Origin of the sequence: Ruminococcus sp. D54t1_190329_F1 (assembly GCF_015551645.1) — a bacterium.
Taxonomy (GTDB): domain Bacteria; phylum Bacillota; class Clostridia; order Lachnospirales; family Lachnospiraceae; genus Blautia_A; species Blautia_A faecis.
Window position 1 is genome coordinate 124,386 of sequence record NZ_JADNDC010000007.1, and the last position, 18,265, is coordinate 142,650.

15 protein-coding genes are annotated in these 18,265 nt (G+C 43.8%); 12 read left to right on the forward strand and 3 right to left on the reverse strand.

Annotated elements, in window-relative coordinates; genetic code table 11:
• Nucleotides 1–24: 24 nt before the first annotated feature.
• Together I2D69_RS04885 and I2D69_RS04890 are read right to left on the reverse strand one after the other, a co-directional pair.
• Nucleotides 25–297: a hypothetical protein gene (locus I2D69_RS04885; protein WP_118578019.1), complete on the reverse strand. Its 273-nt coding sequence runs from the start codon at nt 295–297 to the stop codon at nt 25–27.
• A 75-nt stretch (nt 298–372) separates the two neighbouring features.
• Nucleotides 373–738, reverse strand: coding sequence for a hypothetical protein (locus I2D69_RS04890; protein WP_118578020.1), 366 nt, complete (start codon nt 736–738; stop codon nt 373–375).
• A gap of 186 nt (nt 739–924) precedes the next feature.
• On the opposite strand from I2D69_RS04890, the gene I2D69_RS04895 reads away from it, so the two are divergent.
• A complete protein-coding gene (locus tag I2D69_RS04895; RefSeq protein WP_173717738.1) occupies nt 925–1,083 on the forward strand; it encodes a hypothetical protein in 159 nt (52 codons plus the stop codon).
• Between the two features lie 174 nt (nt 1,084–1,257).
• Here the strand turns inward: I2D69_RS04895 and I2D69_RS04900 are convergent, their stop codons facing one another.
• Nucleotides 1,258–1,548: a hypothetical protein gene (locus I2D69_RS04900; protein ID WP_195379482.1), complete on the reverse strand. Its 291-nt coding sequence runs from the start codon at nt 1,546–1,548 to the stop codon at nt 1,258–1,260.
• A gap of 374 nt (nt 1,549–1,922) precedes the next feature.
• On the opposite strand from I2D69_RS04900, the gene I2D69_RS04905 reads away from it, so the two are divergent.
• The 11 genes from I2D69_RS04905 to ltrA all read left to right on the forward strand — a co-directional run bounded on the left by I2D69_RS04905 (nt 1,923) and on the right by ltrA (nt 18,094).
• A complete protein-coding gene (locus tag I2D69_RS04905; RefSeq protein ID WP_195379483.1) occupies nt 1,923–3,296 on the forward strand; it encodes a cell wall hydrolase in 1,374 nt (457 codons plus the stop codon).
• Nucleotides 3,297–3,893: 597 nt separating this feature from the next.
• Nucleotides 3,894–5,123, forward strand: a complete 1,230-nt coding sequence (gene tyrS / locus I2D69_RS04910) for a tyrosine--tRNA ligase (RefSeq protein ID WP_173772460.1) — start codon at nt 3,894–3,896, stop codon at nt 5,121–5,123.
• A 210-nt stretch (nt 5,124–5,333) separates the two neighbouring features.
• Nucleotides 5,334–7,973 carry an alanine--tRNA ligase gene (alaS, locus tag I2D69_RS04915; protein ID WP_195379484.1) on the forward strand — a complete coding sequence of 880 codons (2,640 nt, stop codon included), beginning with the start codon at nt 5,334–5,336 and terminating at the stop codon, nt 7,971–7,973.
• Between the two features lie 159 nt (nt 7,974–8,132).
• Nucleotides 8,133–8,309 (forward strand): 30S ribosomal protein S21, encoded by a 177-nt coding sequence (rpsU, locus tag I2D69_RS04920; RefSeq protein WP_004222305.1) that lies wholly within the window; start codon nt 8,133–8,135, stop codon nt 8,307–8,309.
• Nucleotides 8,310–8,483: 174 nt separating this feature from the next.
• The gene (gene cls / locus I2D69_RS04925) at nt 8,484–10,034 is read left to right on the forward strand and encodes a cardiolipin synthase (protein WP_227199262.1); all 1,551 of its coding nucleotides are present in this window, start codon (nt 8,484–8,486) and stop codon (nt 10,032–10,034) included.
• Complete coding sequence (locus I2D69_RS20790; protein WP_347708379.1) at nt 10,018–10,164, forward strand: DUF6783 domain-containing protein; 147 nt, start codon at nt 10,018–10,020, stop codon at nt 10,162–10,164. Before cls ends, I2D69_RS20790 begins: the two co-directional genes overlap by 17 nt.
• A 103-nt stretch (nt 10,165–10,267) precedes the next feature.
• Nucleotides 10,268–11,440 (forward strand): serine hydrolase domain-containing protein, encoded by a 1,173-nt coding sequence (locus tag I2D69_RS04930; protein ID WP_195379485.1) that lies wholly within the window; start codon nt 10,268–10,270, stop codon nt 11,438–11,440.
• Between the two features lie 20 nt (nt 11,441–11,460).
• A complete protein-coding gene (locus I2D69_RS04935; RefSeq protein WP_195379486.1) occupies nt 11,461–12,636 on the forward strand; it encodes a cysteine desulfurase family protein in 1,176 nt (391 codons plus the stop codon).
• 683 nt (nt 12,637–13,319) lie between these two features.
• Nucleotides 13,320–14,405 carry a tRNA 2-thiouridine(34) synthase MnmA gene (gene mnmA / locus I2D69_RS04940; RefSeq protein WP_227199263.1) on the forward strand — a complete coding sequence of 362 codons (1,086 nt, stop codon included), beginning with the start codon at nt 13,320–13,322 and terminating at the stop codon, nt 14,403–14,405.
• 384 nt (nt 14,406–14,789) lie between these two features.
• Nucleotides 14,790–16,082 (forward strand): IS110 family transposase, encoded by a 1,293-nt coding sequence (locus I2D69_RS04945; RefSeq protein ID WP_195379487.1) that lies wholly within the window; start codon nt 14,790–14,792, stop codon nt 16,080–16,082.
• Nucleotides 16,083–16,798: 716 nt separating this feature from the next.
• Nucleotides 16,799–18,094 carry a group II intron reverse transcriptase/maturase gene (gene ltrA / locus I2D69_RS04950; protein WP_118580340.1) on the forward strand — a complete coding sequence of 432 codons (1,296 nt, stop codon included), beginning with the start codon at nt 16,799–16,801 and terminating at the stop codon, nt 18,092–18,094.
• Nucleotides 18,095–18,265 lie beyond the last annotated feature (171 nt).

The following is an 18,265-nucleotide window of genomic DNA, read 5'->3' on the forward strand; positions in this document are numbered from 1 at the left end:
GCTTTCTTAATCGCAGAAAATGTTTTACTTCATCATCTTCATCAGGTTTACCACTTTATCAAGCTTTGCACGTTCCCGGGGGCTTTTTCCCATTTTCAAAACCTCAATGATGGTATTGATTTCATTACTGTTAAAGTTCAGACCGGCATTTCTCCCCTGGGAAGCTGCATTCATAATAAATGGCAGCAGATCAGAGGGAGATTTTCCGGCTCCTTGCCGGGCCATCTGCTGGAGCATGTCAAGCTTGTTTTTGTCGATACCTGCAAGCTTTGGATTATCCTGCCAGTTGTCATCCATATGGAATCATTCCTTTCTTATATAGTAATGCTGCCAATTGGCGACATGTCCGTTTTGAATGAAATTTTTCTGTTTTTACTGTCGTTCTTCTTCGCAATTATCTTCTGGAGATGGTTCATTCATCATCCTCAGCATTTCTGCCATGGTCATCATATTGGTGATCTGATCCAGAGTCTTTCGTATATCTCCAAAACAGTAGCGGCGCAGGTCGTTTATGACTTCAAGAGGCTGGGCAGGGGCTGCTGCAGCCTGTATCTGCATGGCTTCTGACGGCTTTGTAAAAAGAGCGACTGTATTGGAAAGTTCCCTGGCTTTTGCAAAAACGGACAGAAACTGTTGCTGCCTGGGTGGAAAATAGGGGATGAGAGCTTTTAACAGCTGTCCCTGGTCAGTTCCCACCATCTGATCCAGAGCTGTCTGGGCAATATATTCCTGATCCATAAAAATCCCTTTTCTATATCTATGTTGTTGTTATTAAAATATGACGACGGTTTGAAAACGGTGAAATCTTCTGCAAATTGTGACGCACATTCTGCAGAAAGCATTTTTCAAACACGCTCTGACATCTGTAACATATTCTATAGCAGGGGGATGTATGAATTTCCCGCAAAGTCAGGAGGGAAAGTTATGAGAAGAGAAAATGAAAAGCTTATTATAGATGGAAATGCCATATACGAGCTGGATCTGGAATGTGTGCGAAAGAAGCAAGGAAAACAGGAAGGAAATGGCAGGTGTGTGGAGCAGTCAGAAGAAAGAAGGCAGTCCGCAAACCATACCGGGGATTAAAGACAATTTGCAGGAGAGAGTTTCTACCCAGAGCGTGGTTGAAAAAGAAACAAGGAAACGTAAGAATGCTTTTAGAATATGCCTGAAAAAGGGGACAGGGGAAAATTCCCGCTGTCCCGATTTTTTTGAAAAGGACTGAGAAGACAGCCCTTTTTCATATGTGGGAAACTCAGATCAGCAGCTGCAGCCATTCCCCCATCCACCGCAGAGAAGCAGAAGGATGATAATGATCCAGCAGCAGTCACCATTTCCGTTGCCACAGCTGTTGTTGCAGCCAATACCGTTGCCGCCGCATGCGCAAAGAAGAATGATGATCCAGAGAATATTGCATCCACAGGAGCCGTTCCCAAAGGAAAGCCCACATCCATTGTCACATCCGCAGCCATTATTACAACCGCAGTTACCACATCCGCAACCGGATCTTTCCTCGCCGCAGCCACAGTTTGTAGCAGCTAAATCACTCATGCTGTTACCTCCAGAAAATGTTTACAGTTCATCATATGGAGGGGACAGGGGGTGTGTGACAAAGCAGTTGACAGAAAAGAGAAATTTGGCTATAATAAACTGAAACGTAATATTTCTGTAATCTTTGAAAAGAATTCGACATAAAATATATAAAACAAGGATTGATTTGTTAAGAATTAAGTCTGCGAAGCAAACGCTGTTTTTTGTGAACAAAGTTCACAGAAAACCCGAGAATCTCAGCGCGAAATCATGCGAATGCATGATTTCTGTGCATCGCGAAGCGTGTTACTGGTCACGGAGTAAACAGTAACTGTTTGTGAAAAGCAGAGGTGGGAAAGCTTCGGAATTAGTCAGGTCAAAGAGAGGAAAATGCTATGATAAAAGAAGAGAGAAACAGAAAGCAAAGTCTGGCTCTGGTGCTGCTTGTGATTGCCACATTATGTACGGTTTTTCTGATGACAAGGGATGTTCAGGCTGCGAAAGCCGGATTTAAGACTATAAACGGCAAGACCTACTACATAACAGCCAGCGGAGCCAAGCAGAAAGGCTGGCTGACTCTGAAAGGCAAGAAATACTATTTTAATAAAAAAACAGGCGTACAGTTAAAAGGCTGGCAAAAAGACAGTAAGGGCAGAAACATCCGGTATTTTACCAAGGGAAAAGGTGTGATGGCCACCGGTTTTCTGAAGAGCGGAACCGTAACCCGTTATTTCAGACCTTCCAATGGTAAGCTTGTCCGCGGCTGGCTGACCTTAAAGGGTAAGAAATATTATTTTACCAGCGGGACAGGCGCTATGGTAAAGGGCTGGCAGACCACAGCTAAGAAAGAGAAACGTTATTTCAAGAGCAATGGTCAGATGCTAACCGGCTGGTTCACGGATTCTAAGGGATATACCCGCTATTTTAATACCAGCACCGGTATTATGTATACCGGACTTAAGACTGTAGATGGAGATATCTATTATTTTTCCAAGACCAGCGGAGTCCGTTATCAGAAAGGCTTTGGCAAGGTTGGAAGCAAGCGGTATTATTTTAGTACCACAGATGGCAAAGCGCAGACCGGCTGGCTGAGTCTGGATGGAAACAGCTATTATTTTGGAACAACAGGCGTGATGTACGTAAACACTACAGCTTCCATTGGAGGAAAGACCTACGCGTTTGATTCCAATGGTGTTGCTTCCGAGAAACAGGATTCAGGAAAGGATGACAATGACAGCAGTATTACCTTTACCTGGTATGATGAGAAACGTGGCCGCAATTTTACTATTATGAAGGAGCTTAAGAGTCATCCGGGAGTTGCAGATGGAACCAAGTCTGATCTTGATATTCTGGCAGCTGTCTGCGAGGCTGAGGCAGGAGACCAGGGAATTGCAGGTATGAAGGCAGTTGCTCTCTGCCTTTTGAACAGAACTCTGGACAAGGAGTTTCCGTCCAGTGTCCGTTATGTGCTTTACCAGGGAACTACCTTCCCCCAGTATTCAGTCGTGACAAACAACCAGCTGCTGAAACGTCTGAATGGTCAGTTTATTGACCGTGCAAGCGCTTATGAAGCTGCCCAGCAGGCACTTGACAGTTTTAATGCTTATGTGCTGAATGGTACACCGCGTACAGTAAGCGGAATCAAGGCCAAAGATTTTAATTATAAGTATTTTATGATGACTTCTGCGTTCTGGAAGCAGCCATTGAATTTTAATAAGGTTGTATATGAGACATACAAGGATCATACATTTTTTGTGGACTGGGTATAAAGGCTGCTGTTTTTTGATGTACTGGTCACGGAGTGAATAGTGAACTTTACCGCGGTGAGTTGCTAAAATACAAAGCTAAAATCCTTGACAAAAACAGACAGCCTTTGTATACTTGCAAGTATTAAATGAGAAAGGCTTTGAAGGGAACAAGTAGCTTTGGAAAGAGCACACAGAGAGCTGCCGGATGGTGAGAGGCGCGTGCAGAGATCCATTGTGAATACATCCCGGAGCTTTGCACCGAACGGTTTTGAAGTGGCAGAGACAGCAGCGGACAGGCGCTTGTGATTGATTGCAGAAATCCAGTAGGCTGTGACGGAGTGGCATACGTTATCATGCCGGGGTGATAATTCTGAAGAGTATTCGAAGATATTTATTTTTGGACAGCATTGTCTATGGGGATAATCGTCTGGAAGAATTTTTTCAGTATGGTCACTTATCGAGGCAGAAAGTGCGAGCTTTCTGTAAATTTAGGTGGTAACGCGGGACCCGGTTCTCGTCCTAAAGGGACATGAGAACCGGGCTTTTTATATTTGCAGCGGCTTTTTCGTAAAGAGAGAATAAGCAGCTCACATTTCTATTTTACAGGAGGAAAATAAAATGACAGTTTGGGAAGAACTGAAAGCCAGAGGCCTGATCGCCCAGGTAACAGACGAAGATGAGATCAAAGAAATGGTAAATAACGGAAAGGCAACTTTCTATATTGGATTTGACCCAACCGCAGACAGCCTTCATGTAGGACATTTCATGGCACTTTGCCTGATGAAACGTCTGCAGATGGCAGGAAACAGACCGATCGCCCTTCTTGGCGGCGGAACCGGTATGATCGGTGACCCATCCGGAAGAACCGACATGCGCCAGATGCTGACGAAAGAGACCATCCAGCATAACATTGACTGTTTCAAGAAACAGATGGAGCGTTTCATTGACTTTTCTGATGGAAAGGCCCTTATGGTAAACAATGCAGAGTGGCTGATGAACCTGAATTATGTGGAGCTTTTACGTGAGGTTGGAGCTCACTTTTCTGTTAACCGTATGCTTACAGCAGAGTGCTACAAACAGCGTATGGAAAGAGGCTTAAGCTTCCTGGAATTTAACTACATGATCATGCAGAGCTACGACTTCTATATGCTGTACCAGAAATACGGCTGCAATATGCAGTTCGGTGGCGATGACCAGTGGAGCAACATGCTTGGCGGTACTGAGCTGATCCGCCGTAAGCTTGGAAAAGATGCATATGCTATGACAATCACCCTTCTTCTTAACTCAGAAGGCAAGAAAATGGGTAAAACACAGTCTGGTGCTGTCTGGCTGGATCCAAATAAGACATCTCCATTCGACTTCTACCAGTACTGGAGAAATGTGGACGACGCGGATGTTATCAAATGCATGAAGCTTCTTACATTCCTTCCGCTGGAAGAAATCCAGGAGATGGAGAAATGGGAAGGCAGCCAGCTGAACAAGGCAAAAGAAATCCTTGCATTCCAGCTTACTGAGCTTGTTCATGGAACAGAGGAAGCGAAGAAGGCAGAGGCTGGAGCCAAGGCGCTTTTTGCAGGCGGAGCAGATACAGAGCATATGCCGACTACTGAGCTTGCTGCAGAGGATTTTGACGAAGAAGGCAATATTGACCTGATCAGCCTTCTTGTAAAATCCGCTCTTGTAACAACCCGTTCCGAGGGAAGAAGAGCCATCGAGCAGGGCGGCGTTTCCGTTAACGGTGAGAAAGTGACGGACATCAGACATGTACTTTCCAAAGACGCTCTCACAGGTGACGGTATTGTCCTTAAGAGAGGAAAGAAGAAATTTAATAAAGTATTTGTAAAATAAGATCATAAAAGGGGACCAGATATGCTCTAAATCTGATCGTTGATGCGAAAACAGATTTTTGTACTGGTCCCCGACTTATGCAAAAAATATTTTGACCGTGATAAAGATATATGCTATCATATAAACCATGCAAGCATTCCAATAAGAGGAATGCACGTTATTGTTCACAGTAACGAAAGTACTTCTTTATTGCGTAGGAGGAGAATTGAAATGAAGAAATACGGAGTAAACGAACTTCGAAAAATGTTTCTGGATTTCATGGAGAGCAAGGGACATCTTGTTCTGAAAAGCTTTCCATTGGTTCCACAGGGCGATAAAAGTGTCCTGCTGATCAATGCAGGAATGACACCACTGAAACCATATTTCACAGGAGCAGAGAAACCACCCCGTACAAGGGTCAGCACATGCCAGAAATGTATCCGTACAGGTGATATTGAGAATGTAGGTAAGACTGCACGTCACGGTACATTCTTTGAAATGCTTGGTAATTTCTCTTTTGGAGATTACTTTAAAAGAGAGGCTATTCACTGGTCATGGGAGTTCCTGACTGAGGTGGTAGGTCTGGATGCCAGCCGTCTTTATCCGTCTGTTTATCTGGAGGATGATGAGGCTTTCGATATCTGGAATAAAGAGATTGGAATTCCGGCAGAGCGTATTTTCAAATTTGGCAAAGAGGATAACTTCTGGGAGCACGGCGCAGGTCCCTGCGGTCCATGTTCCGAGATCTACTATGACCGTGGAGAAAAATATGGCTGCGGCAAGCCGGGATGTACAGTAGGCTGTGACTGCGACCGCTACATGGAAGTATGGAACAACGTATTTACCCAGTTTGAGAATGACGGAAACGGCAATTATACAACTCTGAAACAGAAGAATATTGATACCGGTATGGGTCTCGAGCGTCTGGCGGTTATTGTCCAGGACGTAGATTCCATTTTCGATGTAGATACCATCTGTTCCCTTCGTAACCTGGTAAGCAGGATTTCCGGCAAACCGTATGGGGTACATCATGAGGACGATGTTTCCATCCGTCTGATCACAGACCATATCCGTTCTGCGACATTCATGATCTCCGATGGTATTATGCCTACCAATGAAGGACGTGGATATGTACTTCGCCGTCTGATCCGCCGTGCTGCAAGACACGGAAGACTTCTGGGAATTGAGGGCAACTTCCTTGCTACTTTAAGTGCAGAAGTAATTGACGGTTCCAAGGATGGATATCCGGAACTGGAAGAAAAGAAAGAATTTATCTTCAACGTTCTCACCAACGAGGAGAACCAGTTCGGTAAGACCATCGACCAGGGACTTCGTATCCTGGCTGATATGGAAGAGGCTATGAATGCAGCTGGAGAGAAGACTCTTTCCGGTGAAAACGCATTTAAATTATATGATACTTACGGATTCCCTCTTGATCTGACCAAGGAGATCCTTGAGGAGAAGGGCTACGCGATCGACGAGGAAGGCTTCAAGACTGCTATGGATGAGCAGAGAGAGAAAGCACGTTCCTCCCGTGAGGTAACCAACTATATGGGAGCTGACGCTACTGTATATGACCAGATTGATACTTCTGTTACCACAGAGTTTGTTGGATACGATCACCTTTCCTTTGAATCTCCGGTTACTGTTCTTACCACAGAAGCTGAGATCACAGATTCCCTGATGGAAGGTCAGAAGGGGACTGTTTTTGTAGAGAAAACACCTTTCTATGCAACTATGGGTGGCCAGGTTGGAGATACCGGTGTGATCGAGACTGCAAATGGTAAATTCATCGTAGAAGATACCATCAAGCTTCGCGGCGGCAAATTCGGTCATGTAGGATATATGGAATCCGGCATGATTTCCAAGGGAGAGACCGTTTCTCTGAAAGTAAATGTTGCTGCAAGAAAAGATATTGAGAAGAACCACAGTGCGACACATCTTCTTCAGAAAGCTCTGAAAGAAGTTCTTGGTTCCCATGTAGAGCAGAAGGGTTCTCTTGTAACTGCTGACAGACTTCGTTTCGACTTTGCCCACTTCACAGCTATGACTGCTGAGGAAATCGGTAAAGTTGAAAAAATTGTAAATGAGCAGATTCAGGCAGGACTTGAGGTTCATACCGATATCATGGATGTTGAGGAAGCAAAGAAGTCCGGTGCTATGGCACTGTTTGGCGAGAAGTATTCCCAGAAGGTACGTGTGGTATCTATGGGTGATTTCTCCAGAGAGCTCTGTGGTGGTACCCATGTTGCAAATACAAGCTCCATCATGCTGTTTAAGATTGTTTCTGAGTCCGGTATCGCAGCAGGTGTCCGTCGTATTGAGGCACTGACAGGAAACGGAGTTCTGGAATACTATAAGAAGCAGGAAGCACTTCTTCACGAGGCTGCCAAGGCTCTGAAAACAAACCCTTCCGAGATGCTTGAGAAGATCACACATCTTCAGGGTGAGGTGAAGGCTCTTGCAAGTGAGAATGAATCTCTGAAGAGCAAACTGGCTCAGGGTGCTCTGGGAGATGTTATGAATCAGGTTGTAGAAGTAAAAGGTGTGAAACTCCTTGCTGCCAAGGTAGAGGGCGTTGACATGAACGGACTTCGTGATCTTGGTGACCAGCTGAAAGAGAAGCTTGGCGAGGGCGTCGTTGTCCTTGCTGCAGTAAATGAGGGCAAGGTAAACCTTCTTGCAATGGCTACTGATTCTGCACAGAAAGCAGGAGCACATGCAGGAAACCTGATCAAAGCTGTTGCGGCAATCGTTGGTGGCGGCGGTGGCGGACGTCCGAATATGGCTCAGGCCGGTGGAAAGAATCCGGAGAAGGCTGGAGAGGCAATCGAAGCAGTAGCCGGAATCCTGGAAGGACAGATTCACTAAAAAACACTCAAAATTTTGTCAAAAATTTTTGTAAAATTAAACCAAAAGTTGTTGACGAACCCCGAGTGCATGATATATAATAATGTTCGTGCAAGAAAAATACCCAGACAGTTGTATTTTAGCACAATCTACAACTGGAGGGAGGTTAGGTGTGAGTCTATGTCAAACGTTATCGTAAAAGAAAACGAGACTTTAGATAGCGCTCTTCGCAGATTCAAGAGAAGCTGTGCAAAAGCAGGTATCCAGCAGGAAATCCGCAAAAGAGAGCATTACGAGAAACCAAGCGTTCGTCGTAAGAAAAAATCTGAAGCCGCAAGAAAACGTAAATATAATTAATTGTGCGCAAAAATCCCTGGCTGCATTCAGTCAGGGATTTTTAAATCCAGCAATATCTTCAAATTCGGCTTATTGTCTTCTGGGAAGAGCTGATTTTTCTATATGGTGATATCGTTGGCTGGCCACATGTCTGTTTTGTTGCTGACCGGTGTATGAAGGAGAAAATATAAACTTATGATGATTTTGAAAAAAATAGCCAAGCTTCTGTTTAACCGGGTATTTTATGTAATATTTGCCATGGCGGTGCAGCTTGGCTGGCTGTTGACCATATTTCTGCGTCTTGCAGGATATTCCAGATATATGTCTTTTATTCTGGATGTTATCAGCATTCTGGTTGTTCTGAAAATTGTGAATCGAAAGATAAACCCCTCGTATAAACTGGCATGGACGATGCTGATCCTGTGCCTGCCAATTTTTGGCCTTGTTTTGTATCTTGTATTTGGACGTTCCAGAATTGCTGCTTATATGCAGGATCGATTTAATGAAATGCTGGTGAAGTCCAGCAATCTTTTACAGACAGATCCTGAAATACATGATCTTCTGGAGGCAGAAGATATATCTGCATGCAACCAGTCGGATTATATATATCGTAATGCAGGTTATCCTATTCACGGAAATACCACTGCAGAATATTTCCAGGTAGGAGATGACATGTTCCCGGTTCTTGTAAGAGAACTGGAGCAGGCACAGCATTATATTTTTATTGAGTATTTTATTATCCATGATGGGGTAATGTGGAGAACCATACTGGATATACTGGAGAGGAAGGTTCAGGAAGGTGTGGATGTCCGTCTGATTTATGATGACATGGGATGTCTTACCACGCTCCCTCATAAATATTATGAAACCATGAGATCCAAAGGAATCAAGTGTCAGGTGTTCAATCCTTTCCGTCCAATCTTGAATATTATCCAGAATAACCGTGATCATCGGAAATTCTGTATTATTGATGGATATGTGGGCTTTACAGGTGGTGTGAATCTGGCAGATGAGTATATCAACCAGAAGGAGCGCTTTGGACACTGGAAGGACACTGCGGTTATGCTGAAGGGGGAAGCTGTCTGGAATATGACTGCCATGTTCCTCCATATGTGGAATGTGATTACCAATAACCGTGAGGATCATTCACTTGAGGAATATCTGCCTCATGTATGGCATCCGGAGGCATTTGAAGGGGATGGATATATTCAGCCGTTTTGTGATTCTCCGCTGGATAATGAGACTGTTGGAGAGAATGTTTATCTGAATATTATCAATCGTGCAAAAAGGTATGTGTATATCTGTACACCCTATCTTGTTATTGACAATGAGATGATGACTGCTCTTTGTCTCGCAGCAAAAAGTGGTGTGGATGTCCGTCTGATGACACCTGGGATTCCAGACAAAAAATTGGTATTTCTTCTTACCCAGTCTTACTACGAGCAGCTTCTGGAAGCAGGAGTGAAAATCTATGAATATCAGCCGGGATTTTTACATGCCAAGTCCTTTGTATGTGATGACGAGATCGCTGTTGTGGGAACCATCAATCTGGACTACCGGAGCTTGTATCTTCACTTTGAGGATGGTGTATGGATCTATCGGAATCAGGTGATTTATGATATTAAAAAGGATTTCACAGATACCCTGGAATATTGTAATCCGGTATCTTTGGAATTCTGTCGTGGAAGAAATATTGCAGTGCGGGCGATGCAGAGTATTCTAAGGTTATTTGCACCGATGCTGTAGAGCGTGTTCGAAAAAGGCTTTCTGCAAGATGTGTGTCACAATTTGTGGGAGATTTTGTCCGGATGAGGGCACCGCAGTGGGCTGCGGCAACCGAATTCGGGCAAAATCTCCCGCAAATTGGGGCGTATAGATTGTGGGAATATTTTTTTTAGACTCTAAACCTTAAGCAGAATGAGTATATAGATGATGCCTCTTACCTGTGGCATTGCCATATATAAATCAGGAGGTCAGACATGAGAAAAGAGATAAAGAAACAGCTTCAGATGATTATGGATCAGGCAGTAAAGGATAATCAGATTGCCGGTATGAATATGATGGTAATAAAGGACGGCCAGGAGGAAGCTTATCTTCAGTGTGGCTATGCGGATAAAGCAAATGGGAAAATGATTGAACGGGATACCATATTCCGTCTTTTTTCCATGACGAAACCGATTACAGCGGCAGCGGCCATGATTTTATTTGAAAGAGGAGTAATTGATCTGGCAGATCCGGTTTCCAGATATATTCCGGGATTTGCAGACCAGATGGTGTCTGTACCTGGTGGACTGGCACCAGTATGGCATAATGTAACGGTTTATCATTTGTTGTCTATGACCAGTGGTTTGACTTATGGCGGAAACAGCAGTGCTGCAGAGTTTGCCGTTGGAAATGTGATCGAAGAAATACATGCACGTCTGAATACAGAGCATCCCATGACAACACTGGAATTTGCAGATAAGATCGGTAGATGCCCTTTGGAGTTTCAGCCCGGAGAACGCTGGAAGTATGGGGTATCCGCAGATATTCTGGCAGCAGTGGTGGAGAAGGCTTCCGGCATGAAATACGGTGAATTTCTTAAGAAAGAGTTGTTTATGCCTTTGGGAATGAAAGATACAGATTTCTATGTTCCCAGTGAGAAGCTGGACAGACTGGCCATGACCTATGAGCAGACTGCTGGTGAAATGAAAGAATTTCGTGACAATAGTCTTGGAATCCGTCTTTCCATGGACGTGCCTCCTGCTTATGAAGCCGGAGGGGCAGGACTTGTTTCCACCATTGAGGATTATTCCAGATTTGCGGCTATGCTTATAAACAAAGGCAGCTTCCAGGGCAGACAGATCCTTAAGCCTGCTTCTGTGGAATATATGACCACCCACAAGCTTATACCATGTCAGCAGGAGTGGTTTGACAAATGGTGGGAGATGAATGGATATTCTTATGGTAATCTGATGCGTGTGATGACGGATCCGTGGAAGGCACCTTTTGCATGCTGTGAGGGTGAATATGGCTGGGATGGCTGGCTTGGCTGCTATTTCGCCAATATTCCCAAGGAGAATATGACGATTCTTATGATGATGCAGAAGAAAGATGCAGGGACATTTGATCTTACGAGGAAACTGAGAAATGTGCTGCTTCTTGGAATGTAATATAAAGAGGAATTTGAGTTATGCCTAGAATTTATGCAGACAATGCAGCAACCACAAAAATAAGTCAGACAGCAATGAAGGCTATGATTTCTGCAATGGAGAATAGTTATGGAAATCCGTCCAGTATTCATCAGATTGGGATGGCAGCAAATGATGCCTTACAGACGGCGAGAGAGCAGATCGCACGCTGTCTTGGCTGTATGCCGAAAGAGATTTTTTTTACATCAAGTGGGACAGAATCAGATAATCAGGCAATTGTGTCAGCGGCTATGCTTGGGGCGAAACAGAATAAGAGGCATATCATTTCTACTGCGTTTGAGCATCATGCGGTGCTTCATACTTTGAGAAGGCTGAAGGAGCAGGGATTTGAGATTCAGCTTCTGGATGTGGGAGCAGAGGGGAATATTACAGCTGCTCAGGTGGAAGAAGCAATTCGGCCGGATACCTGTCTGGTTACGGTTATGTTTGCCAATAATGAAATTGGCTCTATTCTTCCTATAGCGGAAATTGGAGAAGTCTGCCGTGCTCACGGGGTGCTTTTTCACACAGATGCAGTGCAGGCAGCAGGACATATCCCTGTAAATGTGAGGGAACAGAATATTGATATGTTATCTCTTTCTGCACATAAATTTCATGGTCCAAGAGGAATCGGTGCATTGTATGTGAAACGGGGGATTGAACTGATTTCTCTTATGGAAGGTGGCGGCCAGGAGCGTGGAAAACGTCCTGGCACAGAGAATTTACCTGCAATTATGGGAATGGCAGCTGCTCTGAAAGAAGAGTGCACTTTGATGGAACAAAATGAAGCCAAGGTTACCGCCATGCGAGATTGTTTGATTCAGGGGCTTTCGCAGATTCCCTACAGTATACTGAATGGTTCCAGGGAGAAACGCTTGCCTGGTAATGTGAATTTCTGCTTTGAAGGTGTATCCGGTGAAAGCCTGCTGCTTCTTCTGGATAGCAGGGGAATCTGTGCTTCTTCCGGTTCTGCCTGCGCATCAGGTGCCCTGGAGCCAAGCCATGTACTTCTTTCTCTTGGTCTCGCTCCTGAAATCGCTCAGGGCTCCCTCAGAATCAGCCTTGACATTTCCAATACTGAGGAAGAAATCGATTATATGCTGGAAGTGATTCCCCAGGTGGTGGAACAACTCCGCGGAATGTCAGATGATTGGCAGAAAAGGCATTGCGGGGATTAAAAGAATCGTGTATGATACAAGATATGACTATTAGAATAGATTGCTATTTAGTTGATTAAAAGTTCTTCAGGAGGGACGCATTTGGACAATGTGTATTACTCACTCGCCGGCGCAACGCTGCAGCGAACTAATCGCTAACTGCGACTAATGCGTTCGGGAGAGCCCTCACGCATAAGTCTCCGTAAGCGCTGGATTTCGCTTACGCTAAGAGCGCGCCTGAAATGGCTCGCTGGAGTAATACACATTGCCCAAATGCTGTGTACTGGCTGAGACTAGCTGGTTGATAAGAACTTTTAATGAAGAGGGGTGGGTGAGTGATTGGTTTCCCTATACTTTCTTGGCAACGATAGATTGGCAAAAAACAATAAAGTTGCGGGATACCAACTACTTCACCCCACCCCCGTTGTTGTCGTTATTGTTTCTTTCTTCCCTTTTCAATAACCAGCGATTTTGCAATGTATATTCGCAAGCCGCGCATTTCAGGAGCGGTTTTAGTGGAGGCGAGATCCATGACTTACGGAGACTTAGGCGCGAAGGCTCTCCTGAGCGTCTTAGTCGCAGTTAGTCATTAGCTTGCCGGAACGTTGCGACGCGCGGCGGTGAATATACATTGTGAAATCGCGTCCGGGATAACGACCAACCAATTAAATAGCAATAGTTTTCAATTTTTATGAGGTATAGATATGGAATCAGACAATATGAAAAAAGCATTGATCGCCATGAGTGGCGGCGTAGATTCTTCAGTGGCCGCTTACCTGATGAAGGAGCATGGATACGACTGCATCGGTGTCACCATGAAGCTTTTCCAGAATGAAGATGCCGGTGTGAGCCGCAAAAAAAGCTGCTGTTCTCTGGATGATGTGGAGGATGCAAGGAGCGTAGCGCATAATCTTGGAATGCCGTATTATGTGTTTAATTTTACCGCAGATTTTAAAAAACAAGTCATGGACCGCTTTGTAGCAGCCTATGAAAACGGTGCGACTCCCAACCCTTGCATTGACTGCAACCGCTATCTGAAATTCAACAGCCTTTACCATCGCGCAGAAGAATTAGGCTGTCACTATGTAGTAACCGGGCACTATGCCAGAATTGAACAGCGGGAAGATGGCAGGTATCTTCTGAAAAAAGCAGCTGACCCTGCAAAAGACCAGAGTTATGTTCTTTATTCCCTTACCCAGGAGCAGCTGGCACATACCATGTTTCCACTTGGAGACATGAATAAACATCAGACTCGTATGATCGCAGACCAGCAGAACTTCTATAATGCAGATAAGCCGGACAGCCAGGATATCTGTTTTGTCCCAGATGGGGACTATGCTGGATTTATCCGCCGTTTTACCGGGAAAGATTACCCGGCGGGAGACTTCACAGACAAAGATGGAAATGTGCTTGGACAGCATAAAGGAATTATAGGCTACACGGTTGGTCAGCGAAAGGGGCTTGGCATTGCAGCTGGCAAGCCTGTTTACGTTACCCAAATCTGTCCGGCAGAGAACCGCGTGATTCTGGGAGATAATGAAGATTTGTTCCATCGCGAACTGGATGTGGAAGACTTTAATTTCATCTCTTTTGATACCCCGCCGGCAGAATTCCGCGCCAAGGCCAAGGTACGTTACCGCCAGAAAGAGCAGTGGGCAACTGTAAAAGTTACTGGAGAACATAGTGTACACATCATTTTTGATGAGCCTCAGAGAGCTATCACCAAAGGGCAGGCAGCTGTGCTTTATGATGGAGACGTAGTCATTGGCGGTGGTGTGATCACAGGCTGATAAAATCCGAAATTGCATTATATCTGTTGGAAATATATTGATGTAAAACAACTGGAAGAAATATAGCTAAGTCTATATTAAATTCTGGTTGTTTTTTTGTTTATGCAGTCAGTTTACAAAAAATTAAGAATATATCTTTGTTTTATAGATGACTAACCCCATGGGAAAATGTTACAATAACCCATATCAGGCATCAAAGTGGAGCGTATAGATGATAGAATGCCTTTTCAAACACGCTCCAGGCAACTACAGTGAAATATTCAGAAATGGAGCTTCCTGTATAATAAAAAACGTAGATGTTGAAAATTGAAAATACCTCAGAGTACAATAAGACTACTGACTGGCAGGTTAGTAAAAATCTTATTGAACAGAGAGGTATCTACAATGAAGTCTAACACACAGAACGCAAAAATTGAAGCTATTACAGAAAAAACTTTGGTGCTCGGAATTGATGTCGGAAGTGAAACGCACTATGCCAGAGCTTTTGATTACAGAGGAATCGAGTATTCGAAGAAGCCATTTAAGTTTAGCAACACAGAGGCTGGATTTGTGACATTTAAGGAATGGATCCTGGACATCAAAGAAAGACATGAGAAGGATAAGGTGGTTCCAGGTATGGAACCGACCGGGCACTACTGGTTCAATCTTGGAAAGTTTCTACAGGATAATGAAATGAAACCGGTTCTTGTAAATCCTCACCATGTGAAAAAATCAAAAGAACTCGACGACAATAATCCAACTAAAAATGACCGTAAGGATCCGAAAGTTATAGCAGGATTAGTTAGAGAGGGACGTTACATGATCCCATACCTGCCGGATGGTGTTTACGCTGATCTTAGAACAGCATCAAACATAAGATTCCAGTTACAAGCGGAACTTACAAGAATTCAAAACAGGATCAGTCGTTGGTTCAATATATATTTTCCTGAATATAAGACGGTATACGGAAAGCCGGATGCCAAGAGCGGAATACTCATCCTTAAAGCAGCACCACTCCCTGAAGATATCCTGACGTTAGGTATCAATGGAGTGAACCAGATCTGGCGTGATGCGAAGTTAAGAGCAGTTGGAAAAGCGAGGGCGAAGACCCTGATAGAAGCTGCAGAGCACAGTGTCGGAAGCAAAGAAGGAGCAGTAGCTGCAAGAATGGAAATCCGAATGCTTCTGGAGGACTATGAATCCAGAAGCATACGTCTTCAGGAAGTTATGACTCTGATTGAAGGGTTGGTAAAACAGATTCCGATGGCTGAGAAGCTGTTGGAGATCAAAGGTGTGGGAATCAGGACAGTGTCAGGGTTCCTTGCAGAAGTAGGTGATATTAGCCGCTTTAACAATCCGAAGGAACTGCAGAAGCTTGCAGGATTGGCATTGGTTGAAAATAGTTCGGGAAAGCACAAGGGCGAGACAACAATAAGCAGACGAGGTCGAAAGAGACTCAGATACCTGCTCTTTGAGGTTGCAATGTCGCTTGTAGCGAAGAACCCGGAGTTCAGGGAACTCCATAATTATTATACAACCAGGAGGCTGAATCCCTTGAAGAAAATGCAGTCACTTATGGCGATTGCAGCCAAGCTGATACGAGTCTTTTATGTCATGCTGACTAAAGGTGTGAATTATGATCCGAAAAAGATGGTAAATGACATCAAGAGACCAGCAGTTTATCTACAGACTGCGTAAGAAAGACAAGTAACTATAGTGGAGGCTGTCACGTGGGCAGCCACTGAATCAAGCAGAATGTAACAGATAACGTCCACTGCTCACAGTGCTGGTACAGGAAGCAAGTCAGTAATCAACAATACAAAGAATGAGCCAGTAGTCGGCAGGAATTTTTACCATAGGGCATGACCCTGTAATGGAGCATAGCTGACACCCTGGTTATGGGCAGGCAGGACGAAGGGTACGCCCAGAAGGGCATACAGATTAATGAGTGGAAATCTCATCCAGTAAGGTGTAGCCGCACCACTGGTAGCGAGTTTTGGGGATACAGAGGTAACGATGTATTCTAAGTGTAAACAGTTAGGAAATAGGGCTGAAAGTGATTGAGCTCCGAAATCTACGTAACCCGTAGGTCGACGTTTTCTTTCGGGCGGAAGACAATACGTATGTTTCTGTTTGGGTTAGGAAGCATATGCTACGGCGGAGTCTGAGAGCCAGCCATGTTTTACAATGTCTGTATGTTACCTGGGGAGAACCTATACTTTCCTGTGTTAACAGGTATGACGTACGAATGAGAAAAGGAAATCAAATGGAGTATAGGTAGTCGGATGGCCGAATAGTACTAATGAAGGTGGGTAATGCCACTGGAGGGAAGTCGAGAACGGATAACATATATCCAGCCACACGACATCATATCAAAAGGGAAACATTATCTACACTCAGAGGTAGGACAAATAATGACAACAAAACTTGAGAGAATCTCAGAATTATCAAAACAACATCCAGAAATGAAATTTAATTCTATTGGGCATTTGATTAACATTGAGATGCTTAAAGAATGCCACTACAAAATGGATGGCAGAAAAGCGGTCGGGATTGATGGCATTTCAAAAGAAGAATATAACTCAAATCTTGATAACAATCTAAAACAGCTAGTGGAGAAGCTTAAGAATAAAAGTTATCGACCTAAACCAGCACGTAAAGTGGAAATACCAAAAGAGAATGGTAAAACCAGACCTCTTAGTATCTATTCATATGAAGATAAACTGGTTCAGGAAGCACTTAGGAAAGTTTTGGAATCGGTCTTTGAGCCCCATTTCTACAGCAATATGTGCGGCTTCAGACCAAACCGCAACTGCCATGGAGCTATAAGAAAACTAAATGACATGATTGAAGGACATAAGACGAATTATATACTGGATGCCGATATAAAAGGCTTCTTTGATAATTTGAATCATGACTGGATAATGAAATTTATTTCATCACGAATTACAGATAACAGTGTGCTCCGACTGGTAGAAAAGATGCTCAAAGCAGGTATTCTTAAGAATGGAGAATTTTATGTTAACGAATTCGGTGCCGGGCAGGGAAGCGTATGTTCACCAATAATTGCGAACATATATATGCATTATGTTCTTGTATGGTGGTTTAATGAGAAAATAAGACCACTGCTAAAAGGATATGCAGACATAGTTGTCTATGCGGATGATTTTGTGTGCTGCTTTCAATATAAGAATGACGCAGAACTCTTTTATGAACATCTTAAGAGAAGGATGAATCACTTCGGACTGTCCTTAGAGGAATCAAAGACTCGATTAATTTATTTTGGTCGATTCGCTGCTGATAACCTTAAAAGACAGGGGAACAAACCAGAAACATTTGACTTCCTAGGATTCACTCATTATTGTTCCAAAAGCCGAAACGGTAATTTCAGAGTAAAACATAAAACTGCCAATAAGAAATATCGGAAGAAATGTAAACAGATGAATATCACTATACGCGACATGAGATTTGAAAAGAAGAAATATATTCTTGCAAAAGTAAATCAGATTTTAATCGGGTATTACCATTATTATGGAATAAGTGATAACTATCAAATGATGGATAACTTCCGTAAGAGAGTTATTCAGATTCTTTATTTTTGGATGAATAGGCGTAGTCAGAGGAAAAGTTATACATGGGATGGATTCAATCAGTTTTTGAAGGAGCATCCTATAGTAAGACCACGTATTTATGTGAGCCTATATGGATAATCTGAGGCATAAGTGTCGTGAAGAGCCGTATGCCTGAATTGGGCACGTACGGATCTGTGGGGGATATACCTAGTAATAGGTGTTTCTACCCGACAAGTTAGGACCTCTGGAGACAGAGATGATCCTGGTGGATATAGGAGGTTAGCTGCCATAGAGGGAAGGGTATACACA